Source organism: Corynebacterium minutissimum, from assembly GCF_016889765.1.
In the GTDB taxonomy this organism is placed as follows: domain Bacteria; phylum Actinomycetota; class Actinomycetes; order Mycobacteriales; family Mycobacteriaceae; genus Corynebacterium; species Corynebacterium minutissimum_B.
In genome coordinates, this window is record NZ_CP069533.1 from 953,297 (window position 1) to 978,095 (window position 24,799).

Annotated in this window: 20 protein-coding genes; 8 read left to right on the forward strand and 12 right to left on the reverse strand. The window is 61.3% G+C overall.

What is annotated here, in order from left to right; genetic code table 11:
* Positions 1-47: 47 nt before the first annotated feature.
* From hpt to dacB, 3 genes are read right to left on the reverse strand one after another with little or no spacing between them, the layout of a single operon-like run.
* On the reverse strand, positions 48-635 hold the full coding sequence (gene hpt / locus I6J26_RS04455) for a hypoxanthine phosphoribosyltransferase (RefSeq protein ID WP_039676638.1): 588 nt from the start codon (positions 633-635) through the stop codon (positions 48-50).
* On the reverse strand, positions 619-1,578 hold the full coding sequence (gene tilS / locus I6J26_RS04460; RefSeq protein ID WP_115023655.1) for a tRNA lysidine(34) synthetase TilS: 960 nt from the start codon (positions 1,576-1,578) through the stop codon (positions 619-621). The genes hpt and tilS overlap by 17 nt, the downstream gene beginning before the upstream one ends.
* Complete coding sequence (dacB, locus tag I6J26_RS04465) at positions 1,568-2,854, reverse strand: D-alanyl-D-alanine carboxypeptidase/D-alanyl-D-alanine endopeptidase (RefSeq protein WP_115023658.1); 1,287 nt, start codon at positions 2,852-2,854, stop codon at positions 1,568-1,570. Before dacB ends, tilS begins: the two co-directional genes overlap by 11 nt.
* Positions 2,855-2,923: 69 nt before the next feature.
* On the opposite strand from dacB, the gene I6J26_RS04470 reads away from it, so the two are divergent.
* Both I6J26_RS04470 and I6J26_RS04475 read left to right on the forward strand, forming a co-directional pair.
* Positions 2,924-3,397, forward strand: coding sequence for an inorganic diphosphatase (locus tag I6J26_RS04470; protein WP_039676644.1), 474 nt, complete (start codon positions 2,924-2,926; stop codon positions 3,395-3,397).
* Between the two features lie 134 nt (positions 3,398-3,531).
* Positions 3,532-5,016: an IS30 family transposase gene (locus I6J26_RS04475; RefSeq protein WP_115023660.1), complete on the forward strand. Its 1,485-nt coding sequence runs from the start codon at positions 3,532-3,534 to the stop codon at positions 5,014-5,016.
* 92 nt (positions 5,017-5,108) lie between these two features.
* Here I6J26_RS04475 and I6J26_RS04480 read toward each other — a convergent pair whose 3' ends face one another.
* The 3 genes from I6J26_RS04480 to I6J26_RS04490 are packed head-to-tail and all read right to left on the reverse strand — an operon-like array spanning position 5,109 to position 8,118.
* A complete protein-coding gene (locus tag I6J26_RS04480) occupies positions 5,109-6,038 on the reverse strand; it encodes a S41 family peptidase (RefSeq protein WP_115023663.1) in 930 nt (309 codons plus the stop codon).
* Complete coding sequence (locus tag I6J26_RS04485) at positions 6,035-7,435, reverse strand: FtsX-like permease family protein (RefSeq protein WP_115023666.1); 1,401 nt, start codon at positions 7,433-7,435, stop codon at positions 6,035-6,037. Before I6J26_RS04485 ends, I6J26_RS04480 begins: the two co-directional genes overlap by 4 nt.
* Positions 7,432-8,118 (reverse strand): ABC transporter ATP-binding protein, encoded by a 687-nt coding sequence (locus tag I6J26_RS04490; protein ID WP_115023669.1) that lies wholly within the window; start codon positions 8,116-8,118, stop codon positions 7,432-7,434. Before I6J26_RS04490 ends, I6J26_RS04485 begins: the two co-directional genes overlap by 4 nt.
* Positions 8,119-8,228: 110 nt before the next feature.
* On the opposite strand from I6J26_RS04490, the gene I6J26_RS04495 reads away from it, so the two are divergent.
* Positions 8,229-8,921, forward strand: a complete 693-nt coding sequence (locus I6J26_RS04495) for a sensor histidine kinase (RefSeq protein ID WP_115023672.1) — start codon at positions 8,229-8,231, stop codon at positions 8,919-8,921.
* A gap of 4 nt (positions 8,922-8,925) precedes the next feature.
* Positions 8,926-9,582, forward strand: coding sequence for a LuxR C-terminal-related transcriptional regulator (locus I6J26_RS04500; protein WP_115023674.1), 657 nt, complete (start codon positions 8,926-8,928; stop codon positions 9,580-9,582).
* A gap of 162 nt (positions 9,583-9,744) precedes the next feature.
* Here the strand turns inward: I6J26_RS04500 and I6J26_RS04505 are convergent, their stop codons facing one another.
* On the reverse strand, positions 9,745-10,557 hold the full coding sequence (locus tag I6J26_RS04505; protein ID WP_115024474.1) for an endonuclease domain-containing protein: 813 nt from the start codon (positions 10,555-10,557) through the stop codon (positions 9,745-9,747).
* 93 nt (positions 10,558-10,650) lie between these two features.
* Between I6J26_RS04505 and I6J26_RS04510 the strand changes: the two genes are divergently transcribed.
* From I6J26_RS04510 to I6J26_RS04520, 3 genes are read left to right on the forward strand one after another with little or no spacing between them, the layout of a single operon-like run.
* Positions 10,651-10,950, forward strand: coding sequence for a rhodanese-like domain-containing protein (locus tag I6J26_RS04510; protein ID WP_115023677.1), 300 nt, complete (start codon positions 10,651-10,653; stop codon positions 10,948-10,950).
* A gap of 55 nt (positions 10,951-11,005) precedes the next feature.
* Positions 11,006-11,482 (forward strand): MarR family winged helix-turn-helix transcriptional regulator, encoded by a 477-nt coding sequence (locus tag I6J26_RS04515; RefSeq protein WP_115023680.1) that lies wholly within the window; start codon positions 11,006-11,008, stop codon positions 11,480-11,482.
* Entirely contained in the window at positions 11,483-15,427 is a 3,945-nt protein-coding gene (locus tag I6J26_RS04520; RefSeq protein ID WP_115023682.1) for a Pls/PosA family non-ribosomal peptide synthetase, read from the forward strand.
* A 7-nt stretch (positions 15,428-15,434) separates the two neighbouring features.
* Here the strand turns inward: I6J26_RS04520 and I6J26_RS04525 are convergent, their stop codons facing one another.
* The 5 genes from I6J26_RS04525 to I6J26_RS04545 all read right to left on the reverse strand — a co-directional run bounded on the left by I6J26_RS04525 (position 15,435) and on the right by I6J26_RS04545 (position 23,287).
* Positions 15,435-17,093: a metallophosphoesterase family protein gene (locus tag I6J26_RS04525; protein ID WP_204084469.1), complete on the reverse strand. Its 1,659-nt coding sequence runs from the start codon at positions 17,091-17,093 to the stop codon at positions 15,435-15,437.
* 171 nt (positions 17,094-17,264) lie between these two features.
* Entirely contained in the window at positions 17,265-18,164 is a 900-nt protein-coding gene (ppk2, locus tag I6J26_RS04530) for a polyphosphate kinase 2 (RefSeq protein WP_115023687.1), read from the reverse strand.
* A 544-nt stretch (positions 18,165-18,708) separates the two neighbouring features.
* Entirely contained in the window at positions 18,709-18,918 is a 210-nt protein-coding gene (locus I6J26_RS04535; protein ID WP_115023690.1) for a PorH family porin, read from the reverse strand.
* A gap of 494 nt (positions 18,919-19,412) precedes the next feature.
* Positions 19,413-21,059, reverse strand: coding sequence for a chaperonin GroEL (gene groL, locus I6J26_RS04540; protein ID WP_115023692.1), 1,647 nt, complete (start codon positions 21,057-21,059; stop codon positions 19,413-19,415).
* Between the two features lie 257 nt (positions 21,060-21,316).
* Positions 21,317-23,287: an OPT family oligopeptide transporter gene (locus I6J26_RS04545; RefSeq protein ID WP_115023694.1), complete on the reverse strand. Its 1,971-nt coding sequence runs from the start codon at positions 23,285-23,287 to the stop codon at positions 21,317-21,319.
* 96 nt (positions 23,288-23,383) lie between these two features.
* On the opposite strand from I6J26_RS04545, the gene I6J26_RS04550 reads away from it, so the two are divergent.
* Positions 23,384-24,757: a dipeptidase gene (locus tag I6J26_RS04550; RefSeq protein WP_115023697.1), complete on the forward strand. Its 1,374-nt coding sequence runs from the start codon at positions 23,384-23,386 to the stop codon at positions 24,755-24,757.
* The last annotated feature ends 42 nt before the right edge of the window (positions 24,758-24,799 follow it).

Sequence of the window (24,799 nt, forward strand, 5' to 3'; positions counted from 1 at the left end):
AACTACCTTGCACAATTGCGGCTTAAAGCGCCGGACAAGAATAAAGATTAATCGTTGCTATAGACAGCCGGATGCAGCGTGCCTACATAGGGCAGGTCACGGTAGCGCTCGGCAAAATCCAGGCCATAACCCACGACAAACTCGTTGGGGATATCGAAGCCTACATCGAACAGGTCAAGCTCTGCCTTGACCACCTCTGGCTTGCGCAGCAGGGTGACCACCTCCAGGGAGCGCGGCTGGCGGCCCTGCAGGTTGCGGATGAGCCACGACAAGGTCAGGCCGGAATCAATGATGTCCTCCACGATGACCACATCGCGGCCTTCAATGTCGCGGTCCAAGTCCTTAAGAATGCGCACCACGCCCGAGGAGGAGGCGGAGTTTCCATACGAGGACACCGCCATGAATTCCAGCTGGGAAGGAATAGTCAGCTTGCGGGCAAAATCGGTGAGGAAGAACACCGCGCCTTTGAGCACGCACACGAGGATGAGGTCATCTTCTGCGTTGCGGTATTTCTCCGAGACGCGATCCGCCATCTCCTGGATGCGCTCCTGGAGGGCATCTTCGGCGACCAGGACGGCTTGGATGTCTGTGCCGTAGGGGTGGGCGGGGACGTCTGAATCATGATTGTCGTGCACGTGAGCGCTCCTTTGCTGACCGAGGCAATAGTGACAGTGTGCCACCAACCCTCAAGACTTCCAACCTTGTGCCCACCTTTTCGCCCCTCACTGCAACACCACCTTGACCGTGCCACTGCGTGCACAGCTTATCCACGCCACGAATAGCTTCCCGCGTGACCTCCACGCCCTGCTCGCGCAGCCAAGCGGCTAAGGCGCGGCGGCGCTTCGGTTCAGGCAGCGCGGCTAGCTCGGCGCAGTTGGGGGTGGGTGGGGTGAGGAGGGAGGCGTCGTCAAGCGCGGCGTCCTGGGCTGCCTGGGCGAGTGCCGGAACGGGGTCACCGCCCACGATGTCCGCTAGGCGCGGGAGGATGTCGCGGCGCAGGGCCACACGGCGGAATGCAGTATCCGCGTTGTGGGGATCGTGCCACACCTCGACGCCCAACTCCGCGCAGGCGGCCTCGGTCTGGGTACGGCGCACGCTCAACAGCGGGCGCACCACGCGGGCGCCCTCCACCTCGGCGCGCTCGAGCATGCCAGAGATTTTCCCGCGCAAGGCGCCCAGCAACAGTGTCTCGGCCTGGTCATCGGCGGTATGCGCCACGGCCACCTCACCCCAAGGCGCGAAGGCACGGTACCGCGCGGTGCGGGCCTCGGCCTCAACAGAGCCCTGCTTGCCGACGTCCACCCGAATCACCTTCGCCCCCGCACCCCACGCCCGAGCTTGGTCGGCTGCCCGGCGCGCCTGGTCGGCCGATCCCTCCTGCAAGCCATGATCGATACACAGGGCGGTGACGTCGTGTCCTTCGGCAATGAGCGCTGCGGTCAGCGCGAGGGAATCCGCGCCGCCGGACAGCCCCACCGCGATGGCGCGCGGCGTGTCCCCCACCACGGCGCGGGCGGCCACGCGGCAGGCTAGGAAGTTGGGGCTGTGCCGCGGCCAGAAGGGTTTCTTAGAAGTCATGGAGTGCGGCGGCCAGGGCGTCTTGGGCTTTACGGGCGGACATGACCTCGCCATCATTGACCAGGAAAGCAAAGGCGTAGACCCGGCCGGACGTACCTTGCGCGGTGCCCGCGAGGGCGGAGGTTTCGGTCAGGGTTCCGGTCTTGGCGCGGACGAAGCCGCGGGCCGGGGACTCCGGGTAGCGCTGGTAGAGGGTCCCTTCGCCGCCAGCGAGCGGGAGGTAGCCCAGAAGCGGGCGGAGGTCCTCGCTGGCGACTGCTGTGTCCAAGATGTGGGCAAGTACACCGGCGGGGATGCGATTATCGCGGGACAGTCCGGAACCGTCTTTGAGGGTGACGCCGTTGACATCGATGCCGTGGTTGCCCAGGATGTCGAGCGTTGCTTCCGCGGCCCCCTCGAAGCTGGCCTCGGCATTGTGATGGACGGCGAGCTCGCGGGCGATGGCTTCTGCCATGACATTGTCGGAATCCTTCACTGCCTGCTGGGCGCGCAGGGCCAGCGGCTCGGACTCGCTGCTGGCGATGACCTCGGAGCCCTCGGGCGCGGCGGCGATGTTGGCTTTGTCCGTGCCCAAGCGCTGTGCGAGTGCGCGGGCGACGTCGAGAGCCGGCTCGTGGGAGCGCGGGACATCGCCCGTCTTCTCCCCCAGGCGGCCGCCATAAAGCATGGCCGGCTGAATGGGCGCGACGAAGCCGCCATCAATGTTGTCATCATCCCATCCGGGGGCTTGGTCGGGGCCTTGCCAGACTGACGTGTCGATGGCTACGCGCGTGACGGTGCTCACGTGCTCCTTAACTTGTTCCGCCAGCTCATCGAGGCGCTCATCCGTCAGCCAGACGTCGCCCGCGGCTTTGATGACTACCTCGCCCTCCTGTGCTCCTCGGACGACCTCGGTGCGAAGGCGCGCATTTTCATCCAAGGCGAGGGTAGCCGCCGCAACCGTCAGTACTTTGGTTGCTGAGGCCGGCGTCAGCGGCTTAGCCGGTTCGCGCTCCCACACCACCTCGTGCGTCGTGGTGTCGATGACCTGCGCGCCAAATGTTCCGAGGGCTTTGTCCTTGCCCAGTCCATCCAACCGAGTCTTCAGCGCAGCGGCGTCGATATCGCCGGGCTCAACAGGCTGGACTAAGGTCGCGGGCGCGGCCTGCGCATAAGGCTCGCCGTGGTCCAGATGATCGTAGGTGCGCTGGATCTTTACACCCAACGCGGCCGTCGCCGCCACGGCTCCTGCAGTGACGAGGGCCGCAGTACTCCACCAGACATGCTTCGCTTTCATCGCCCTTTAGAGTAGCGCGGTAGACTAAGCGGAGCACATGCCAACCTATTAGTTATGGAGGAATCAGCTGTGAGCGTTGAAGTAACCATCGAGATCCCGAAGGGCTCCCGCAACAAATACGAGGTGGACCACGAGTCCGGCAAGGTTTACCTGGACCGTTACCTGTTCACCCCGATGGCTTACCCGGCTGACTACGGTTTCATCGACCACACCCTCGGCGAGGACGGCGACCCGCTCGACGCACTCGTCATCCTCCCGGAGCCGGTCTTCCCGGGCGTTGTCGTGGAAGCTCGCATCCTCGGTGTGTTCAAGATGACCGACGAGGCCGGCGGCGACGACAAGCTGCTCGCCGTTATCGATGACCCGCGCTGGGAGCGCTACCAGGACATCAACGATGTGGAGCAGCACATCAAGGATGAGATCGAGCACTTCTTCGTCCACTACAAGGACCTGGAGCCGAACAAAGAAGTTACCGGCTCCGGCTGGGGCGACAAGGCTGAAGCGGAGAAGATTCTCGAAGAGGCTAAGGCCCGCTTCAAGTAAGCCTTTGAGGTCCCCTTCCCCCGGCTGCTTCTACTTTCTTTCGCAGATTCACTGTCGTTCACGGTAAATAGTGGCGAAAAATTGCGGGCGGGCTCAGGTGGTGAATGCATCTATACAGCTAGGAGGTTGTGTAGATGTCAGGTGATGAGAAGCTACGTGAGCGGTTTGTGGAGGCGTATCTGCATGATGCGCGTCCGGTGCCAGTGATCCTGAAGGAGTTGGGCGTCTCGAAGGTTCAGGCGAGGGCATGGCGCCAAAGCGAGGGGCTTAACCGTGCTCGGCGTCAGCGGAGTTTGGTTGACAAGCAGTATCAACAAGTTGTCGCTCTGGTTGAGAGTGGCCGATCTGTGCTCAGCGCAATTGAAGAGGTCGGGTTTCCTCAAAGTCTGGCTTATCGCTACCTTGCTCAGGACGGGTTGGAGCTCGTCCGAGGCAATCGCGGTGGAACGGCACAACATGACCGGGATCGCATTGCCCAAGCTCTAAAGCTGGTTGATGCTGGCAAAAGCTATAAGCAGGCCGGCCAGGTGGTTGATCGCAGCGCTGACACGGTCAAAGCGTGGCACCATGATCACATGTCTGGGCGTTTGATACTCAATGATCATCCCACTGAATCTGAATCGAAGGTAGGACGCGGAAAGCGTCTTATCCGACATGACCGAATAGAGATAGCCTACCTGCTGAAACAGGGCCATACTCACCGCGAGATTGCAGCCCAGCTGGGACGTAATCAGTCGACGATTAGCAGGGAAATCGCCCGTGGGATGACTGAGCATGGCTACGATGCCCTCGTGGCACAAAAGCGGGCTGTAGACCGCCTAGCCAGGCCTAAACCCCGCAAACTCGATACCAACCCGCAGTTGCGTGCCTTGGTCATCGAGGGGTTGAACACGAAGTGGTCGCCTGAGCAGATTTCGAACTATCTTGCCCGCTGCTTCGGTAAAGGTGGGGATATGTCAATTAGCCATGAAACCATCTACCAAGCTCTCTACATCCAAGCCAAAGGCGCTTTGCGCCAGGAATTGAAGGTAGAAAAAGCCCTGCGTTCTGGGCGTACCGGCCGAAAACCACAATCACGCCTGCCAGCCCGCGGTAATCGAAGCTGGATTGGTGAAGACTACCGCATCAGCAAGCGCCCTGCCAGCGTTGAAGACCGCGCTGTTCCAGGACACTGGGAAGGCGATCTCATCATCGGCCAAGGAGGAACCACTGCACTCGTAACCTGTGTAGAACGCAGTACTCGCTACACCATGATCCGCAAACTGGATGTTCATGATTCCGCCACGACTGTCGATAAGTTAATCGAGATGTTTACCGGCAAAATACGCAACATCACCAAAACGCTGACCTGGGACCAAGGCGTTGAATTAGCCCAAGTCGACAAGCTGAGCATCGCACGTGGACTAGCAGTTTACTTCTGCGATCCGCACTCGCCTTGGCAGCGCCCTACCAACGAAAACACCAACGGGCTAGTCAGAGACTTCCTACCTAAAGGAAGCGACTTTAGTACTCTGACCGACAAGGATGTCCAACACATTCAAGACCTTCTCAACGGGCGCCCTAGAAAAGTCCTCGACTGGTATAAACCCGAAGAGAAGATACAAGAACTATTCAAGTGATGCATCCACCACTTGAAACCGCCGCGAAGTTTGGGGCACTATTTACCGTGAACGTCAGAGGCACACGTGACCGAAGAAGCTGCGGTGGGAAGCTAGCCGCAGCGGGAAGCGAGCCAAGAGTCGAGCTCGGATTCTGGGGCATCGGGAGCGATGGGGTCTTCGGCGAATTCCTCACCGGTGCGGGCCTTATCCTTGGCGGTGGTGAGCATGAGGGAGCGGCCATCCGGATAGTCAATGACCATGTTGGCGGAGGCGTAGCCCGCCGTCGGTTCGCCGAAGGTACGCACGTTGTCCAGGCCGCGGAAGGCTAGGAGGGTGGCTTCCGCGGAGGAGGCGGTGACACCGTCGGTTAGCACGGCGACGGGAACCTCAAGCTTGCCGCCGGACGTGGTGGTGGGGGTGCCACCGCCGGTGACAGAGTTGCCGTCAATGACAACGTCCGTGGTCCCCATGCGGCTGACAAAGGAGAGCGCGGTGCCGTCCGGCAGCAGCGAGCTGAGCCCTGCGTACATGGGCCCCATGTCACCACCGTCATTGCCGCGTAGATCGACCACTGCGGCACAGGCCTCTGGGTGGGCGGTCAGACCCTGCGCCAAAGTATCGGCGTAGGTTTGGCCGTCATCGTGGCGGCCGATGGACGGGACGGTGGCGCGCAGGACGCCGTCTTCAAACTCAACCGAGGGATCGGTGTTGTCGGTGGCCTTTTCCTTCTCGGTACTAAAGACCTTGGAATGCTTACCGCCGGCGGCGTCGATGGCGGCATCGAGGAGATCCGGGTTCGTGGGGTCCTCTTTGAAGGCCTCGCGAGCGCTCTGGAATTCCTCGCTCTCACCGTAGATTCCAGAGATGGCAGCGGTATCCACCATCGCGGTGTTGATGCGCTTTTCGCTGGCATTGAAGAGGAATACGGGTTTTCCCAACAGCGCCCCGCCATAGGAGGGGCCGAAGAAATACACGGCCGCGAGCACCACGATGAGGGCGACTATAAAGAGTCCGCCGAAGATTTTCAGTACCGTTTTCATTCTTTTCGCCCTCCGGTTCGCAGCACGTAGCCGCGCAAAGGTTCAGCCAGGACAACGGCGAGGAGCGTGACGAGCCAGCCCACCGCTAGGAAACCGAAGGCCATGAGCAGGCGGCTGAGAACATCAACGTTGCTCTGATCGACGCTGGAGAAAAACATCAGCGAGGCGATCCCACCACCGAAGAGGAAGCCGAAGAGGCTCAAGGCCACAACGGGCCCCATGACCACCAGCGCGCCGGAGCGGAACTGGAAGTGTCGCGGCACGCCCATGAGATCCAGAGAGCGAATGAGCTCCTTGTCCTCAAAGATGCCGGACACCTGGCCCAAAAGAATAGACATGGTGGTCAGCGTGAAGCCGAAGATGAGGGTCAACAAAACACCAGTGGAAACGTCCTTGAACACCACGTTCATTCCAGGGTCTTCCTTCAAAACCATGGCCAAGGCATCGGAGCCCAAAGGTGCTGCGACGAGGAAACCCGCCAAGTAGCCGAAGAAGCCGATGGCCGCACTTCGTTTCCATGCCGGGCGCGCATTGCCCGCCACGCGCTGGCAGGCCACGAAGTGCGCGGTGCCGGGAAAGAGGGACATGACGTGGGCACCGAGCTGCAGGATGAAGGGCGCGATGAGGTTGATGCTCATCAGCATGCCGAACATGACCACGATGACCATGGCGGTGGGCGGGCCCGCCTTCCCGGAGAGAAACACGCCACCAACTGCGACGAGGATGAGGAAAGCGATGACGCGCCACCACCGGTAGGCAGCAGGCATCTGACGCTTGGCCACCCCCAGCGGACTCACACGCACGCGCTGCATGCCGACGAGTGCCGCACCGATGGCCAACAGAAAGAGCACACCCGCCACGGCGAGGTAGCCCCACCAGGGAAGGAGAAGCTCGGACAGGGCAATAGAGCGCATCTGGAAGTCCAGCTGGGTAAAGACAGGCGCGATGAGCAAGCTGATAAGCCCGCCCAGCACGATGCCGATGAGGGCTTGCAGTCCGGTTTCCACAATGGCCATGCGCTCCACCTGGCGGGAACTCAGCCCCAGCAGGCGCAGGGTAGCCAGACGGTGCTCCCTGCCGGAGGCGCCGAGGACGGCTGCCTGCGCGGTGAGGTTAAACAGCGCCGGAAGAATAAACGCGCAGGCCATCAGAGCCAGGGCGAACCACGGATAAAGGAAACCCTCCATCTCGTTGCCGAAGGCCTCCTTGAGCGCGGGCACGGCCTCCTCGACGTGTTGGGCACGCTCCCAGAACATCCACGTACCGCCCGCGACGAGGAAAGCAATGGCGGAACCAATGGTTAGGCTCACAATAGCCAGAACCGAGACGATTCCCGTTCCGGAGCGCGCGCGTATCGATTCGCGCTGCAGGTCAAAGACTAAAGTCGCGGTGTTCATCGAACCACCCCAAGGCGGCGGTCATCGTGGATGATGCCATCGCGAATCTCCACGCGGCGCTGCATCCAGTCGGCCACCTTCGGGTCGTGAGTGACCATGACCAGGCTCGCACCGGCCTGGCGCACGATGGTGGTCAGCATCTGCATGACCTCGTGGCCGGTGGACTGGTCCAGCGCACCGGTGGGCTCATCGGCGAAGACAACGCCCGGATTGGCCACCAGCGCACGCGCAATGGTCACGCGCTGCGCCTGACCGCCAGAAACCTGTGCCGGGCGGCGCTCCGCCAGACCACCCAAGCCCAGCTGGTCCAGCAGCTCCATTGCTCGCTTGCGGGCAGCCCCGCGCGAAACGCCGTTGAGCATCGCGGGCAGCGCCACGTTGTCAACATTGGTCAGCTCCGGCAGGAGCTGGCCATCCTGGAAGACGAAGCCGAAGTTGCGCAGGCGGAGGCGGGAGCGGGGGCCGTCGCCAAGCGCGGAGAGCTCCTCATCCCCGTAGCGCACGCTGCCGTGCGTGGGGGTAAGCACGCCGGACATGCAGTGCAGCAGCGTGGACTTGCCGGAGCCGGACGGCCCCATGACGGCCACGAGCTCGCCCGGTTCGATATCGAGGGAGATTCCTGCGAGCACCGGGCCGCCGCCGAAATCCTTGGTGATGTCTGTTAAGGAAAGTGTCTGTGCCATGTCTCTCATTCCACCGTCTCAGGCCCACTTAAAGAACAGTCCTAGCGTTGCTCTTTACGGTAGTGCCAGCACTACCCCTGCCGGGACCGTCGCCCGTTATGCTGTGAAACGTGTTCCGTAGAAAGCCTCAGACCACCACCCACGAGCAGCAGCAGGCGGAGAAGATCGCGCAGCTGACGGCCTCGCGCCGCGCCATTGCGGATGCCTACGAGGTGGAGCGCGCCCGCATCGAGCGCGACCTGCACGACGGCGCGCAGCAATATCTCGTGGCTGCGAGCATGAAGTTGGGTGAGGCACTTCTCGACGCCCCCGCTGACCTCGCCGAGCTCCTCACCGCCGCCAAGCAGGACGTGGACCGCGGCCTGAATTCCCTGCGTACGACGGTGCACGGCATCCACCCACAGGTCCTGCAGGACCACGGTTTGGTGGCCGCGCTTGCCGACGTCTCCTCTTCCCACGGCCCCCACGTCAGCGTCTTCGCCCCGCATCCGTTACCCAAGCTCTCCGCCTCGGTGCTGGCCTGCGGCTACTTCTTCGGCACGGAGGCGCTGACCAACGCAGCGAAGCACGCGCCCGGCGCGCCAGTCTCCGTCTTAGTGACCGCGGATGCCTCCTTAAAGATCACCGTGGTGGATGAGGGCCCCGGCGGCGCGCAGGTGGTGCAAGGCCATGGGCTGGCCGGGATGGCCGAGCGCCTCGCTGCCTTTGGCGGGGAGATGACTTTATCTTCTCCCCCGGGCGGGCCGACCCGGGTAGCAGCCTCGATACCTCTTCTTCTCAATCGCGGACAGTCAGGAGTTTAAAGAAATGAGTTTGAGAATTGTGGTGGCGGATGATTCCGCCATTCTGCGCGAGGGCCTCGCCGGCCTTCTGGAGCGCCGCGGGCATTCAATTGTGGGCCAAGCTGATTCTGCCCCTACGCTCGAGGCCGTGGTGGATACACTCCGCAACGAGCTGCCGGACATCGTCATCACGGACGTGCGCATGCCGCCCGGAATGGGCGATGACGGTTTGAAGGCCGCCGTGAACTTAAGAAACGCATACCCAGGGCTGCCCGTCATGGTGCTCTCCCAGTATGTGGCACCGGCGTACGCTGTGGAGCTTTTCGATTCCCCTGATGCCGGCACCGGCTACCTTCTGAAGGACCGTGTCTCTGAGGTGCGCGACTTCCTCTCCAGCTTGGACGTGGTGGCCCAGGGCGGCACCGTCATCGACCCCACCGTGGCGCAGGCTCTCATGAGCTCTGGGCGCAGCGGACTGGGCGAGCTCACCCCGCGCGAGCGCGAGGTCCTCGAATTGATGTCCCGCGGCAAATCCAACAAGGACATCGCCGCCGAGCTCGTCCTTTCCTCCGCCGCGGTGGCCAAGCATGTCTCAAACATTTTCACCAAGCTGCGTTTAGACCCCAGTGAGGATAATCGCCGCGTCAAGGCCATCTTGGAGTACCTCTCAGCGCACCGCTAAAGCCCGCGCACCAGGTGGAACTTTAACCCCGTCGCGCTCTCCACCCGGCCTACGCTCACGTCAAAACTCCACCCCGCCTACGCCCACGGCAAATAAGGCCCAAATTTTCGCAATTTTTCGCCCTTATCTACCGTGAACGACATCAAACTGCCGAAAGACACCTCACACAAAGAACCGGTGCCACATCCACGGCGGGTCCAGATACCGCTTTGTCCCTTGTGCCACCCCGCGCACCTGCTCCACCACCTTGTCGAGGTGATGCTCAATTGTGGTCGCGGTGAAGTGGAGCGGCGTGTAACCGCGATGTACGGCGTCATTCAGCTTCTGACGGTCAAGCTCGAATTGGCGGCGGTTCTCCCCTCGGTGATAGGCGTAGCCGTCGACTTCGATGGCAATCTTGTGCTCCTCCAAAAGGAGATCCCACCGATAGGGCCCAATTTTGGCGTTGTTGCGCACCCTAAAGAAGGGCTCCAAAGCACGGGTAAGTGCCCGCTCAGGCACGCTATCCGCACCGATCACCGCCTTCTCCAACACGCGCCGAGTGTGCTGCGAGAACCGCCGAAAATCCATGGAGAGCAACTTCAACCGCCCTTCGGCGTCCCTGCCCGCAAGGAACTTTTCAAGGAACATCACCGCATGTCGTTCTTCCATGGCTTCCACTGCCTGCAGTGGATTGCAGACGTTGATCCCGTCATAGGGGAATACCCCCTTGGGGCGGGCTCGGCGACAGACATAAAAGCGGGTGTCTTCCAGGCCTTTTTCGCGTATGAGCTGCAGCGGAAACCCAGGTTTCCGCTCAAGAAGCACCATCGCCGCGGAATATCCGTCCAACGCACTGTCTGGCCAATGCCGGCTGAGCACTTGCGCTAGCTCGTATGCCGTTGGTTCACGTGGCAGATACAGCCCCCGCGTAATTTTGATCGCCTCACCTTTTGCCGCTGCCGCCGAGCCAGCACGGCCGACAATCTCCTCCATATGACCCCCTCCGATCAAAAGCCCCACCCCCATACTGCTCACAGTAAAGTGCCCCCACCAACCCTGCAACCGCACCCACGTAAGCTGGGGCGCATGCAGAACGTACAACCTACCGAAGTACCCGACAACGCCCAGCTTATCGACGTCCGCGAGGACTTTGAGTGGAACACCGAGCACGCTCAAGGCGCTACCCACATCCCCATGGGCGAGCTCGTGGAACGACTCGACGAGATTGACCCGGACCGCGATATCTACGTCATCTGCCATGCAGGCGGGCGCAGCATGCAGGTCTGCCAGTACCTCGAACATGCGAAGGGCTGGGACGTCATCAATGTCGATGGCGGCACGGACGCGTGGAAGGCTCAAGGCCGGCCGATGATCTACCCAAAGTAGTGGGACTCGACCCATGATTTAAGTTTGCGACGGTAGGCGATCTAGAATCATCGGCATGTCTTCATCAAATTCTGTTTCAATTCCTACCGCGCTGCTGGAGTCCCCCTCCTTCCAGCTGGAGCGCCTCCGCCGCCGCACCCGCGAAGGCGTCGAGGCTGCACTGCAGACCCAACAGACCACCCTGCGCGAGTACTGGGTTCTTACCTGCCTCGTGGAAGAGGCCGCTTCTTCCCAGTCCGCGCTGTCTGAAACCCTGGCTATCGATGCCTCCGATATGGTGCGCCTGCTCGACTCCTTGGAGTCCCGCAATTGGGTCAAGCGCGAACGCGACGCCAAGGACCGCCGCCGCCAGATCATTGCCTCCACCAAGAAGGGCGCGAAGGCCCACAGAGAGCTTGCCGTGCTCGTTGCGGAGGCGGAGGACGCCGCCCTGGACGAATCCACCAACAAGCAGCTCAAGCACCTGCGCAAGCTGGCCACTGCCATTATTGCTGCAGACGCATCCCACGACGCCGAAGGTGGTGATGCTTAAATGACAGACTCTGAAACTAGCCATGGTCGCCACGCACTCGCGACCGACACTGTAAACGTCCCTGAACAGTACCTCTTGGGCGCCCTAGCCCCGCCTGAGCGCACCTTGTGGGATATCGTGCGCACAACTGCAGAGCAGTACCCAGATGCTGCAGCCCTCGACGATGGTGAGATTCTCACCTATGCCGAGCTGCTTGCCGACGTCTCCGCATGGGCCTCCGAACTCCACGCTAACGGCGTGCGCCGCGGCGACCGCATCGGCATCCGCATGACCTCCGGCAAGCGCGAGCTCTACCTCGCCATCCTGGCCACCCTGGCTGCCGGAGCTGCTTATGTGCCTGTCGACGCCGACGATCCCGACGAGCGCGCCGAGATGGTCTTCGGCGAGGCCGACATCGACGGTGTCTTCACCGACGAGGGTTTCCGCATGCTGCGGGAGGGTGGGGCGCAGATGGCGCGCCCCACGTTCGGTGGAGACGCCGCGCCCTTTGACGAGCCGCGGCCTGAGGACACCGCGTGGATCATCTTCACCTCTGGCTCGACGGGCAAGCCCAAGGGCGTGGCCGTCAGCCACCGCTCCGCGGCTGCCTTCGTTGATGCTGAGGCCGCTCTCTTCCTAGCTGATAGCCCACAGGGACCGCTCGGCCCGGATGACCGCGTACTGGCCGGCCTGTCCGTGGCCTTCGACGCCTCCTGTGAGGAAATGTGGCTGGCCTGGGGACATGGCGCCTGCCTAGTCCCGGCGCCGCGTTCCCTCGTGCGCTCCGGTATGGACTTGGGTCCCTGGCTCATTCGCCGCGACATCACGGTGGTGTCCACCGTGCCGACCTTGGCCGGCCTGTGGCCCGCCGAGGCCCTGGATAATATCCGCCTCCTCATCGTCGGCGGCGAAGCCTGCTCCCAGGAGCTCACGGACCGCCTCGCCACCGAGGACCGCGAGATGTGGAACACCTACGGCCCCACCGAGGCCACCGTCGTGGCCTGCGCACAGCACATGCAGCCAGGCAAACCAGTATCGATTGGATTGCCGCTGAATGGTTGGGACCTGGTGGTCGTCGACAAGCAGGGCGATCCCGTCGCCATCGGTGAGGTGGGCGAACTCGTCATTGGTGGTGTGGGCCTGGCTGCCTACCTGGACCCGGTGAAGGACGCGGAGAAGTACGCGCCGCTGGAGTCTATGGGTTGGGAGCGTGCCTACCGCACCGGTGACCACGTACGCCTGGAAGAGGACGGCCTGTACTTTGTCGGACGCGTCGATGACCAGGTGAAGATTGGTGGCCGCCGCATCGAGCTCGGTGAGGTCGAAGCCAACGTGGCGGCACTGCCTAACGTGTATAACTCCGCCGTGGCCGTGCAAAAGACTCCGGGCGGCGAGTCCGTACTCGTTGGCTACGTTTCCCTGGATGATCCGGACGCTGGTTTCGACCACGAAGCAGCGCATGCCCGACTGGCGGAATCCATGCCGGCAGCACTCGTCCCGCGCATTTGTGTCATGGATGAGCTGCCGATTCGCACCTCCGGCAAGGTGGACAAGAAGGCGCTGCCGTGGCCGCTGCCAGGAGTAGGTGTGGAGGCAGACGGCCTCAACCCAACCGAGCAGTGGCTGGCGGAGCTGTGGGTAGACACCCTCGGCGTTTCTGTGGAAGACGTCAACGCTGACTTCTTCTCCCTCGGCGGCACCTCGCTGGCCGCCGCCACGCTGGTAGGCCGCATCCGCGAGCGCTTCCCCACCGTCGCCGTGCGCGACCTCTACGACCACCCGCGTCTGGGCTCGCTCGCAGAGCAGCTGGCTGGTGCCGAATCCATCGAAGACGCCGGGCCTGCCCGCGAGGTCAAGCCCGTCGGCACTGGTACACGCGTGGCCCAGACGCTCATCCAGATCCCTGTCATGACGCTGGCTGCCACGACGTGGCTGGCCTGGCTGCTGTTGGGCTCCAACGTGGCGAATCTCCTTGGCGTGGAGTGGGCCATGACCACCCCATGGTGGCTCGTGGCGGTACTCCTCGTGGTCTTTGTAACCCCGGTCGGCCGCATCCCCATCGGTGGTTTTGGCGCACGCCTGATTACCGCTGGGATTAAGCCCGGCGAGTACCCCCGCGGCGGCTCGACGCACCTGCGCATTTGGGCAGCAGAACGGTGGGCAAACGCCTCCGGCTCGCGCTCCATTGCGGGCGCTACCTGGGTCAACAACTATGCCCGCGCACTGGGCGTCAAGATTGGTCGCGGCGTGGACTTGCACTCCCTGCCGCCGGTTACGGGCCTACTCACCTTGGGTAAGCATGCCGCCATCGAGCCGGAGGTGGACCTTACTGGCTACTGGCTCGACGGCGATATCATGCGCGTCGGTGCGATTGAGGTGAAGGAAGGCGCTCGTGTGGGCGCGCGCTCGACGTTGCTTCCGGGGACCGTCGTGGGCAAGGACGCCCACGTCGAGGCCGGCTCCACCGTGACGGGACGCAAGAAGATCAAGGACGGCCAGCGCTGGTCTGGTTCGCCTGCCAAGAAGGTGGGGCGAACCAAGCACCGCTTCCCGTCCCATGCGCCGAAGCGCCGCCCGTGGTGGGTCGCTATCTATGGCGCGACCTCCATCCTGCTGGCCCTTCAGCCCATTGTGGCGCTGGCCGTAGGCGCGGCGGTCGTCGTTGGCCTCATTGCGCTTACCGACGGCTCCCCCTTCATCGGTTCCCTCTTCTTCGCACCCCTCGGCGCCCTCGCTGCGTTTGCCACTTTCATGCTCCAGACCTGGCTCGGTGTGCGCGTGCTCTCGCTTGGCCTTAAGCCAGGTGTGGCACCCGTGCGTTCCTTCAAGGGCTGGCGTCTGTGGGCCATTGAGCGTCTCATGGACGAGGCCCGCACGCAGCTCTTCCCGCTCTATGCCTCCCAGCTCACCCCTGCCTGGCTGCGCTCCTTGGGCGCCACGATTGGCAAGAACGTGGAGATTTCCACGGCCGTTATGGTGCCTAAGCTCACTGAGGTCAAGGACGGCGCGTTCTTGGCGGATGACACCATGATTGGTGGCTACGAGCTTGGTGGCGGCTGGATGCTCACGGGTGAGACCAAGGTGGGCAAGCGCTCCTTCGTGGGCAACTCTGGTATTACGGGTCCAGGCCGCAAGCTGTCGAAGAACTCGCTGGTTGCGGTGCTCTCCTCGACGCCGAAGAAGACCAAGTCTGGTGCCAACTGGTGGGGTTCCCCGCCGGAGCGTATGCGCCGCGTGGAGGCCCACGTGGACGGTGTGGAGGGCGAGTCCCTCACCTACAACCCAGGCTTCGGCGTCAAGGCCGCACGCGGTGCGATTGAGACCATGCGCCTGCTGGCACCGATGACCTCAGCCATGTTGCTGGCCGGCACGCTGGCCGCGCTCTACGCGCTGGCTAGCACCTTCGGTATCGCAGTGGCCTGGGCCCTCGGCGGCCTCATCCTCATGGTGGCCGGTGCCATCGCGATGACGATCACCGTGGCCGTGAAGTGGATCTGTGTGGGCACGCAGACCCTGGGCGACCACCCACTGTGGTCGGCGTTTGTGTGGCTCAACGAGCTACAGGACACCTTCGTGGAGGCCGTCGCTGCTCCATGGTTCTTTACCCACACCTATGGTGCGGGCGAAATCAACCAGGGCCTGCGCGCTCTGGGCGTCAAGATTGGCCACGGCGCGTGGATTGATTCCTACTGGTTCCCGGAGACTGACCTCTGCTACGTAGGCGAAGGCGCCTCCGTGGGCCCCGGCACCGTGGTGCAGACGCACCTCTTCCAGGACCGCGTCATGAGCCTCGACACCGTAACCATCAAGGACGGTGCCACCCTGGGCTCGCATTCGGTGGCGCTGCCCGCCTCTGTCATCGGCAGCGTAGCAACGGTCGGCCCTGGCTCCCTCGTCATGCGCGGCGACCAGGTCCCGCGCAACTCCGAGTGGCAGGGCAACCCGATTGAACCATGGAAGAAGTAGCAACTAGTTAACGGGCAAAGTCAACGACATCAATAATCTCGTTGGCTTTGAAATCCCAGGCCTCCACGCGGACGCGGTCAGAGAAAACCTTGACCCTCAGTCCGCTGGAGGCCTCTTCCTTTTCCTTGACAACCTTTTCGTCATGATCGCCATCCGGCAGGTACTCATTGAGGATTGCGCCGGTGTTTACCACGGGGAATCCGGTGCGTCCGGCCTCGCCAGTACCGTCGTAGCGGCGCACACCCCACCAGTTATTCTGTCGAAGGGACGAATGGCTATGGGCACTAAACCACACGATGTTGGTGTACTTATTCACCACATTGGACAGGGCCTCAAGGTCCTCAAAGTCATTCTGATACCAGGCCGAATGGGACATGGACACGGTCTGAGGCAGCAGAGGGTGGCTAAATACCAGCGCCGGAGTCCCCTTCTCATCCCAATAGTTCAAACGTTCATCGAGCCACTCCAATTGTTCCTTGCTCAGCCTCTGGAACGGTTCTTTTCCGCCACGGTCAACGTCGGAATAGTATTCCGTGTTGACAGAGATGAGTGGGACGCCGTCGACCACAATCTCAGTCCACGGCTTGTCTTGGCCTGCATAGGTCAGGAAGCGGTTGAGATATGTTTCTGATCCTTCCGGACCGTACATCTCGTGGTTGCCGATAGTCCACAGCTGCGTTCCCGCAGCATGTGGTGCGTCCTTCTGTGCTTGCAAGAACGTGTCCCACTGCTCTTGGGAACCGTCATCCACTAGGTCACCATTGAGGACCAACGCACCGGCTTTGTCGTCCATAGCGTTGAGCAGACCAATTGCTTCCTTATAGTCTTCGGGGTCGCCTTGAACATCGGATAACACATCGATAATGGCCTGCGGCTTGCCGGTGACCTCAGGCAAGCGCTTGACGACGCCCACGTTATCCACCGCCCACCACCAGTCATCGTTACCGTTGGCGTAGGTGAACGTGACCTGCATGGACCGCGCACCCGCTGGGACCTCAACAGGTAGCGACTGATGCTTGGAGAAGACATCGTGGTCGAATGACGCGATTGTCTGCGGTGCGGCTCCATCGAAGGACACCTGCACCATAGCGTTCTGTCCCTCTTTTCCTTGGCGGTAGTGATGATCAAACTCGAGGTTGATGTCACCTTGGCCCGCCACAGGAATGCTCGGGGACGTCAACTGGGCGGTCATGGCATCGGTGTCATTGAGGCGCTGTTGCTTGCTATCAATGATGACCAGATTGTCGTGGGCTTGAGTAAACCAATGACGCATGTCCGTCTCAGCAGCCCACGTCCAGTCACGGATCGTTGACGTAGTCCAGCCCTTCCACCGAGCTTCACCAGAGTTCACGCCGTCGACGGAGGACGTCCACCCCTCCGGCATACGGTGCGTAAAGCGGGCGGGATTCTCCACCTCATCAAAGCTCTCGTGCCAGATGACTCGGTTGTCCGCTGGCGTCAGTGGAGTCTCAGTCTCCTCCGAGTCCCCTGGAGCGACATCCTCCGGCTTCTTGGAGCTGCTCGAGGAATTCCAGTTAAAGAGTGAGGACGAAAAACTAGATGACGAGGACAGGGGGCTAAAGGATGACTGGGCAGACGCGACCGGCGCTACAGCGCACAGGCCTGCGACGGCGAGCGCAGCAGGTGCAAGAAGGTGATATTTCATAATGAAATGAATATCTTGCCTGAGCAACGGCAGGGTAACGCTGACATGAATTTTTTCACCTAATCTCACTGCACGTCATCCCTCTGCCGAGATGCGCAAAGAGGCGGCAGGGATTCCTGCCGCCTCTCTTTCATTCCTACCTCGCGCTACTGAGCGGTCAGTGCACAGTGACTAGTCACCAATCTGGTCGCGACCGCGCTTCACAATCTTGTCATCGACTTGACCCACCAGCTCGTGATCCTTGTTGGTGTACTCGAACTTGGAGAGCACATAACGCATAGCGTTGATGCGGGCACGCTTCTTGTCGTTCGACTTGATGGTGATCCACGGGGACTCATCAGTATCCGTGTAACGGAACTGCTCTTCCTTCGCGCGGGTGTAGTCATCCCACTTGTCTAGGGAGGCAAGGTCCATCGGGGACAGCTTCCACTGGCGTACCGGGTCAATCTGACGAATAGCGAAACGGGTGCGCTGCTCCTTCCTGGTCACAGAGAACCACAGCTTGGTCAAGGAGATGCCAGAGCCCAGAAGCATGTTCTCCAGCATGGGAACCTCGCGGAGGAACTCTGCGTGCTGGGACTCGGTGCAGAAGCCCATGACGCGCTCAACGCCGGAGCGGTTGTACCAGGAGCGGTCGAAGAAGACGATTTCGCCGCCGGACGGGAAGTGCTGAATGTAGCGCTGGAAGTACCACGAGGTGGACTCACGCGGGGAGGGCTTCTCCAGTGCGACGGTGCGGGCACCACGCGGATTAAGGTGCTCGTTGAATCGCTTGATGGTGCCGCCCTTACCGGCAGCGTCGCGACCCTCAAAGATAATGATGTGGCGCTGACCAGTTTCCTTGGTCCAGTTCTGCCATTTCAGCAGCTCGATCTGCAGGGCGCGCTTAATCGTCTCATACTCGTCGCGCGTCATGCGCTCCTCGTACGGGTAGTTCTCACGCCAGGTCTCAACAGGCGAGCCATCCGGCATGATCAGCGCAGGATCGTCTTCATCAGAGTCGTCAACGACGTAGCCGTCGGTCTGTGCGAGGTCGATCTCGGGGAGTTCGTCGTCTTTAATGTCAGCCATGCTCATAATTCTATCTATGAACCAGACATCTGGCTGAGTAAACCTTTCCCGGCGACCCCATTTACCCCCACTCCCGAAACAACAGCGCCATCAGCTTCGCCTCGCCCGGCGTATCCCACCGCAACAAGTACGCTTCTGACAAATAGTGCCCCGGAAACTCGAATGTGCAGGGCCTTAATTGATCGATCCGTACTCAGCTGCCACCCCACACGGTACGTTTTCGCGCCGAAGCACTAAATTTTCGAGATTCTAGGCCACTTTTTGCGAAAACGTACCGCGTCGTTCTAGCCCCCGGGGCGGTCAAAACATGAGGAACCCCGCTCGCCCATCGTGGGGAGCGGGGTTTAACGCTTAGCTCTGTATGAACAGCGTGCTGCTTAGAGCAGGCCGATCAGCTTGGAAGCGCCCTTGGCCATGTCGCCGAGGTTGTACAGGACGCCCAGGATGTCGCCGAGGATACCGGTGGAGGAAAGCAGTTCCATTGTGAATCTCCTTGAAAGTGAAAGTGTATGAGTTTTTAAGTGCGCCCTAAAGCGCCTGCAGCTTACTCAGAAGCTTCGGAAGCGGAGGACAGAGAGTTCAGGCCCATCAGCTTATCGGTAGAGTCCAGAGACGGCTCGATCTGGTACTCATCGCTGTTGACGGCACCAGCGATGATGTCGAAGGCCTTAGCGAAGCCGCCGAAGAGCTTCTTGATGCCCTCAGCAAAGTCAGCGAAGTTGCCGAGCTGGTCGCCGATGAAAGAAAGATCCATTGTGGTCTCCTCTTGTGAAGTCCGGGTAGAGAAATTGCCCGGAGGGGTTTGCGGTTTGCAGACACCCTCAGCGGGCGTCACAGGAAACTATTTTGGCATAGCTTCCCCACATTGCAAATGGATTGGATCGTTATTTTTCTCACTGAACTGACGCCCCGCACTTATAGTCGTCAGCTACTACAAATTAACCCTTTGTTCACTTTACCTGCGCAAACCCTACCAGCTGGGAAAACGCCGCTCCCGAAAGCCCGGAGAAGTAAAAGTTTTCTCAGACACGTAACACGGAGCACTCAGGGAGCGATTCATAGGTGCCGAAGGTCTCGAAAATGACCGGAAAATTTTTTAGGAGCCAAAGCTAATTTACCCCTAAACGGGGTTAGATTAGGGCACGATACGGTCTCAACGCAGAGAACGCTCCCCACACAGAAGCGCGGGGAGCGTTCTTTTTGTTATGGGCTGGGGCCGCCAAGCACCTCAACCCGGGGAGTGAGGGACTAGAAGCCCATGCCGCCCATTGCGTCAGCGTCCGGCATGCCAGCGCCTGCACCAGCCGGCTCCGGCTTATCAGCCACAACCGCCTCGGTGGTCAGGAACAGAGCAGCGATGGACGCAGCGTTCTGCAGAGCAGAGCGGGTGACCTTGACTGGGTCATTAATGCCAGCGGCCATAAGGTCTACGTACTCGCCAGTAGCAGCGTTGAGGCCCTGACCAGCCGGCAGGGATGCAACCTTGTCGGCGACAACGCCCGGCTCCAGACCAGCGTTCTGAGCAATCTGCTTCAGCGGAGCGGAGAGTGCCTCGCGGACAATCTTGACACCGGTGGCCTCATCACCGGTGAGGTCGGAGAGGGAATCCAGAACCTCGGCTGCCTGCAGCAGAGCCACGCCACCGCCGGCGACGATGCCCTCCTCCACAGCAGCCTTAGCGTTGCGCACGGCATCCTCGATGCGGTGCTTGCGCTCCTTAAGCTCCACCTCGGTAGCAGCGCCCACCTTAAGGACTGCAACGCCGCCGGCGAGCTTGGCCAGGCGCTCCTGCAGCTTCTCACGGTCGTAGTCGGAGTCGGAGTTCTCGATCTCGGCACGAATCTGCTTAATGCGGCCGTCGATCTGCTCCTGGGAGCCCGCCCCCTGAACGATGGTGGTCTCATCCTTGGTGACAACGACCTTGCGGGCCTGGCCCAGGTACTCGATCTCGGCGGTCTCGAGGGAGAGGCCGACCTCTTCGGAGATGACCTGGCCGCCGGTAAGGATGGCCATGTCCTGCAGGGTGGCCTTGCGGCGGTCACCGAAGCCCGGAGCCTTCACGGCAACGGACTTGAAGGTGCCACGAATCTTGTTGACCACGAGGGTGGACAGAGCCTCACCCTCGACATCCTCGGCGATGATGAGCAGCGGCTTGCCGGTCTGCATGACCTTCTCCAGCAGCGGGACGAGGTCCTTGATGTTGGAGATCTTGGAGGAGACCAGCAGGATGTACGGGTCTTCCAGGACAGCCTCCTGGCGCTCCATGTCGGTAGCGAAGTAGCCGGAGATGTAGCCCTTGTCGAAGCGCATACCTTCAGTGACCTCAAGGTCCACGCCGAAGGTGTTGGACTCCTCAACGGTGATAACGGAATCCTTGTTCACGGAGCCGTTGCCCACGGTGTACATGGCCTCTGCGATCTTCTCGCCGATAGCCGGGTCAGCGGCGGAGATACCTGCGGTGGTGGCAATCTCTTCCTGGGTCTCTACTTCCTTGGCGGAGGAGAGCAGGGAGTCCACAACCTTCTTGGTCGCAGTCTCGATGCCACGCTTGATGCCCATCGGGTTGGAGCCAGCGGCCACGTTGCGCAGGCCCTCGCGGACCAGCGCCTGGGCCAGAACGGTAGCGGTGGTGGTACCGTCACCGGCGACGTCATCAGTCTTTTTGGCTACTTCCTTGACCAGCTCAGCGCCGATCTTCTCGTACGGGTCCTCGAGCTCGATCTCGCGCGCGATGGAGACACCGTCATTGGTAATGGTCGGGGCGCCCCAGGACTTCTCCAGGACGACGTTGCGGCCCTTCGGGCCGAGGGTAACCTTGACGGCGTCGGCAAGCGTGTTGAGACCACGCTCAAGGCCGCGACGTGCCTCTTCATCGAAGGCAATGATCTTTGCCATGTGTTTGTGCTCCTTAAGCTTTGTTGAGGACGACACTCACGTCTGATCTATGACGGACGCCCGCGACGGCACGGCTGGCGAGTGTTCTCCAGCCCCAACCACATAGATGACTCGGTTTATTTCTGGCACTTGCGAAGTGGAAGTGCTAGCGACCATTCTGGCACTCTCCCCCACCGACTGCAAGGTTCAACACGAACGCTATAAGCGAACGGGCGGTGCTTCCGCACCGCCCGTGATGTTCCGAATCGCCCGTTAGATTAAGAAGCCTTCTTCGCCGTCCACTTATATGCCGCCGCGATAGCACCAATAAAGAGGAGGACGCCGATGATGTTGGCGGCCGTGCCGCCGGAGAAGATCTCGAGCGGGGAATCGCCTGCGGACGCCGCAATAAGGCCCGCGTTGACCACACCGAACAGGGACTCGCCGACAATCAGACCAGTAGCCAGAAGAATTCCCATGCGCTTGGCAAAGTCCGAGCTGGACTGACGCGCGGCCCAACGGTTGTAGAAGTAGCCCAGGAAAGCGCCAATCGGCACCACGATGGTGATGGCGGCCGGCAGGTACATACCCATGCCCACCGCGAGCGGGGACAAGGAGTACTTGTCGGTGAAGTGGCGCAGGCACTCATCGATGATGATGACGACCGCACCAATGGCGGCGCCCAACCCAATGAGGTTCCACGGCAAGGAGTTATCGAAGATACCGGAGGCCACCGAGGACATGAGCGCTGCCTGCGGTGCCGCAAGGGCGTCTTCACCGGCGCCTTCCATGCCTTGGAAACCGAAACCGGTGAGCATGATCTGCAGAATTGGCGGAATCACTAAGGAACCGAAGAGAACACCGATGATGAGCGCTACCTGCTGCTTCCATGGAGTAGCGCCGACGAGCTGACCGGTCTTGAGGTCCTGGAGGTTGTCATTAGAAATGGTCGCGATACCGAAGACGATGGCCGCGGTAAACAACGTGTAGGCCACGAGCGACAGCGGTTGAGCATCCGTTCCGCGGGTCACGGCCGCAATGATGAGGGCGGCGACGATCACCGCGATGATGCCGATGGAGGAAATCGGCGAGTTCGACGCACCGATAAGACCCGCCATGTAGCCACAGACCGAGGCAATGACGAGACCCACGAGCAAGGTGAAAAGAACGGAGACCGTGATGAGAACGGCCATGTGGTCGTGAATATCGGTGCCGCGAACGAAGTTCCACAGCAGCAGCGCAATCGGCACCATGAGAACGAGAATGGTGCCAATGACATACGGAGCCGGAATATCTTGCTCTTCCACGGCCACCTGCTGGCCTTCCTTGCGGTTGCGGGAGGAAGCGAAAGACTCGGCCATGCCCTTGGCAATCGGCCCGGCAATCTTGAGGAGCGTCCAGATGGCGGCAATGGCCATGGTGCCCACACCAACGAAGCGAATCTTGCCGGAGAAGACCGTGTCGACGGTCTCCATAAGGGTAGCCGGGTCACCCAGGGCCTCCCCACCGGTGAAGATGGGCAGCAGGAAGATATAGGAGATCACCACACCGACGAGCATGGCGATACCCACCGCAAGGCCCACGAGGTGGCCCACACCAATGAGTGCGAGGGACAGGGAGGAACCAAGCGTTGTGGCACCTGAGCCCAGCTTGAAGTAGGCAGCTACCTGAGATGCTGCGGCCTTCATCGCGGCAAGGAGCGCCATGACTGCGGACAGAATGCCGCCGAAGAGGATGACGTGCAGACCCTTTGTGTTTTCCTCGTGCGCGGCCTCACCTTCGGCACCGGTGCTATCGCCCACCTTGAGGACCTCAGCCGCGGCCACGCCTTCCGGATACGGCAGGTCAGAACCGGTCACCAGCGCGCGGCGCAGCGGAATGGAGTACATGACGCCGAGGACACCACCGATGGCACAGACTGCCGCGGTATCGACGAAGGAGAAACCCTGCCAATAGCCCACCATGACTAGGCCAGGCAGAACGAAAATGATGGCAGAGAGCGTACCTGCCGCCGACGCAATGGTCTGCACGATGTTGTTCTCTTTGACGTTGTGGCCGGCAAAGCGGCGCAGAACCGCCATAGAAATCACGGCCGCAGGAATCGACGTGGCAAACGTCAGGCCCACCTTGAGGCCGAGGTACACGTTGGCGGCAGTAAAGATCAGAGTGATGAGTCCACCGATAACGATGCCGCGAAGTGTCAGCTCGCGGAGCGCAGATTGGGAACCTTCGGCGGTGGTCGTCGCCATGTCAGGTCCTTTCTAAGGAATAGTTTATAGAACCTTGAATATAGTACTCCCTACTTGTCGATAGACCGATTCCGGGATGCGAGTAGGTTGTAGAGCATGACCACGATTTCTGATTTTGTCACCACTGACCGCGATACCATCTTCCGTCAGCTCAGCGAGCTCGTCTCCTTTAATTCCGTCCACAACGAACCAGGTCTGGAGGATCAGACCGCGAAGGCGGCGGAGTGGGTTTCTGCTGCGCTTGCCGACGCCTCCTTCACCACCGAATCCATCACTACTGCAGATGGTTCCACGGCAATCGTCGCCAAGCGCAAGGGCGCGGAAGGAGCGAAGACCGTCCTGCTGTACTCGCACTATGACGTGGTGCCGGCGGGAAATCCGGAGGCATGGGACTCCGATCCTTTCACCCTGACTGAGCGCGATGGCCGCTGGTATGGCCGCGGCGCTGCTGACTGCAAGGGCAATGTGGCCATGCACCTGGCGGCCCTGCGTGCGCTGGATGCTGCCGGCGGAACCGACCTCAACCTCACCGTCCTTATCGAGGGCTCAGAGGAGCGCGGCGGCGAGGGCCTGTCTGCGCTCATCGAGGAACGCCCGGAGCTCTTTGCTGCCGACGCCATCCTCATCGCTGATGCTGGCAACGCCAAGGTCGGCGTGCCGACGCTGACGACCTCACTGCGCGGCGGTTCCCAGATCAACGTGAAGGTCTCCACCCTCAGCTCCGCGGTGCACTCCGGCCAGTTCGGCGGCGCAGCACCGGATGCTGTCAAGGCACTTATGCGCACGCTGGATTCCCTGACGGATGAGTACGGCCGCACGACTATCGACGGCGTCGATTGTGAGGGGACTTGGCCGCTGGCCCAGGGCCAGGGCCAGGACGCGGCCTACAGCGAGGAGAACTTCCGCGCTGATGCGCAGATGCTCGAGGGCACCGAGATCATGGGCGCGAAGGACCCGGCAGGTGCGACCGCCATCGCGGACATGATTTGGGCTCGCCCAGCGGTGACCATCACGGGCTTTACCTCCACCCCGGTTGCCGAGGCCGTCAATGCCGTGCCGGCCATCGCGGAGGCCAACATCAACCTGCGTACCCCGGCCACCATGGATCCCCGCGCCACCGCGGAAGCCGTGGCCGAGCACCTGAAGAAGCACGTGCCGTGGGGCGCGCACATCGAGGTCACCATCCTCGAGGCCAACCTGGGCTTTGAAACCGACCCGACCAAGCCCACCGTCGCGCTGCTCGGCGAGTGTCTGGGTGAGGCCTACGGTTCCGAGACCATCACCCAGGGCATGGGTGGCTCCATCCCGCTGACCGTGGAACTGCAGGAGAAGCACCCGAACGCGGAGATTGCTCTCTTTGGCGTCGAGGAGCCGCAGTGCACCATCCACTCCGCCAACGAGTCGGTAGATCCGACTGAGATTGAGAAGATTGCCATCGCCGAAGCACTTTTCCTCCAGCGCTTCGCCTAGGCACTGCGTGAAAAGAAAAGTGTGAAAATTTAAGCCCCAATC

What these genes read in the sequence shown, in the direction of transcription:
- tilS (WP_115023655.1), bottom strand. Translation starts at nt 1,578, where the DNA reads ATGACTTCTAAGAAACCCTTCTGGCCGCGGCACAGCCCCAACTTCCTA.
- dacB (WP_115023658.1), bottom strand. Translation starts at nt 2,854, where the DNA reads ATGAAAGCGAAGCATGTCTGGTGGAGTACTGCGGCCCTCGTCACTGCA.
- I6J26_RS04475 (WP_115023660.1), top strand. Translation starts at nt 3,532, where the DNA reads ATGTCAGGTGATGAGAAGCTACGTGAGCGGTTTGTGGAGGCGTATCTG.
- I6J26_RS04480 (WP_115023663.1), bottom strand. Translation starts at nt 6,038, where the DNA reads ATGAAAACGGTACTGAAAATCTTCGGCGGACTCTTTATAGTCGCCCTC.
- I6J26_RS04485 (WP_115023666.1), bottom strand. Translation starts at nt 7,435, where the DNA reads ATGAACACCGCGACTTTAGTCTTTGACCTGCAGCGCGAATCGATACGC.
- I6J26_RS04490 (WP_115023669.1), bottom strand. Translation starts at nt 8,118, where the DNA reads ATGGCACAGACACTTTCCTTAACAGACATCACCAAGGATTTCGGCGGC.
- I6J26_RS04500 (WP_115023674.1), top strand. Translation starts at nt 8,926, where the DNA reads ATGAGTTTGAGAATTGTGGTGGCGGATGATTCCGCCATTCTGCGCGAG.
- I6J26_RS04505 (WP_115024474.1), bottom strand. Translation starts at nt 10,557, where the DNA reads ATGGAGGAGATTGTCGGCCGTGCTGGCTCGGCGGCAGCGGCAAAAGGT.
- I6J26_RS04510 (WP_115023677.1), top strand. Translation starts at nt 10,651, where the DNA reads ATGCAGAACGTACAACCTACCGAAGTACCCGACAACGCCCAGCTTATC.
- I6J26_RS04515 (WP_115023680.1), top strand. Translation starts at nt 11,006, where the DNA reads ATGTCTTCATCAAATTCTGTTTCAATTCCTACCGCGCTGCTGGAGTCC.
- I6J26_RS04520 (WP_115023682.1), top strand. Translation starts at nt 11,483, where the DNA reads ATGACAGACTCTGAAACTAGCCATGGTCGCCACGCACTCGCGACCGAC.
- I6J26_RS04525 (WP_204084469.1), bottom strand. Translation starts at nt 17,093, where the DNA reads ATGAAATATCACCTTCTTGCACCTGCTGCGCTCGCCGTCGCAGGCCTG.
- ppk2 (WP_115023687.1), bottom strand. Translation starts at nt 18,164, where the DNA reads ATGGCTGACATTAAAGACGACGAACTCCCCGAGATCGACCTCGCACAG.
- I6J26_RS04535 (WP_115023690.1), bottom strand. Translation starts at nt 18,918, where the DNA reads ATGGATCTTTCTTTCATCGGCGACCAGCTCGGCAACTTCGCTGACTTT.
- groL (WP_115023692.1), bottom strand. Translation starts at nt 21,059, where the DNA reads ATGGCAAAGATCATTGCCTTCGATGAAGAGGCACGTCGCGGCCTTGAG.
- I6J26_RS04545 (WP_115023694.1), bottom strand. Translation starts at nt 23,287, where the DNA reads ATGGCGACGACCACCGCCGAAGGTTCCCAATCTGCGCTCCGCGAGCTG.
- I6J26_RS04550 (WP_115023697.1), top strand. Translation starts at nt 23,384, where the DNA reads ATGACCACGATTTCTGATTTTGTCACCACTGACCGCGATACCATCTTC.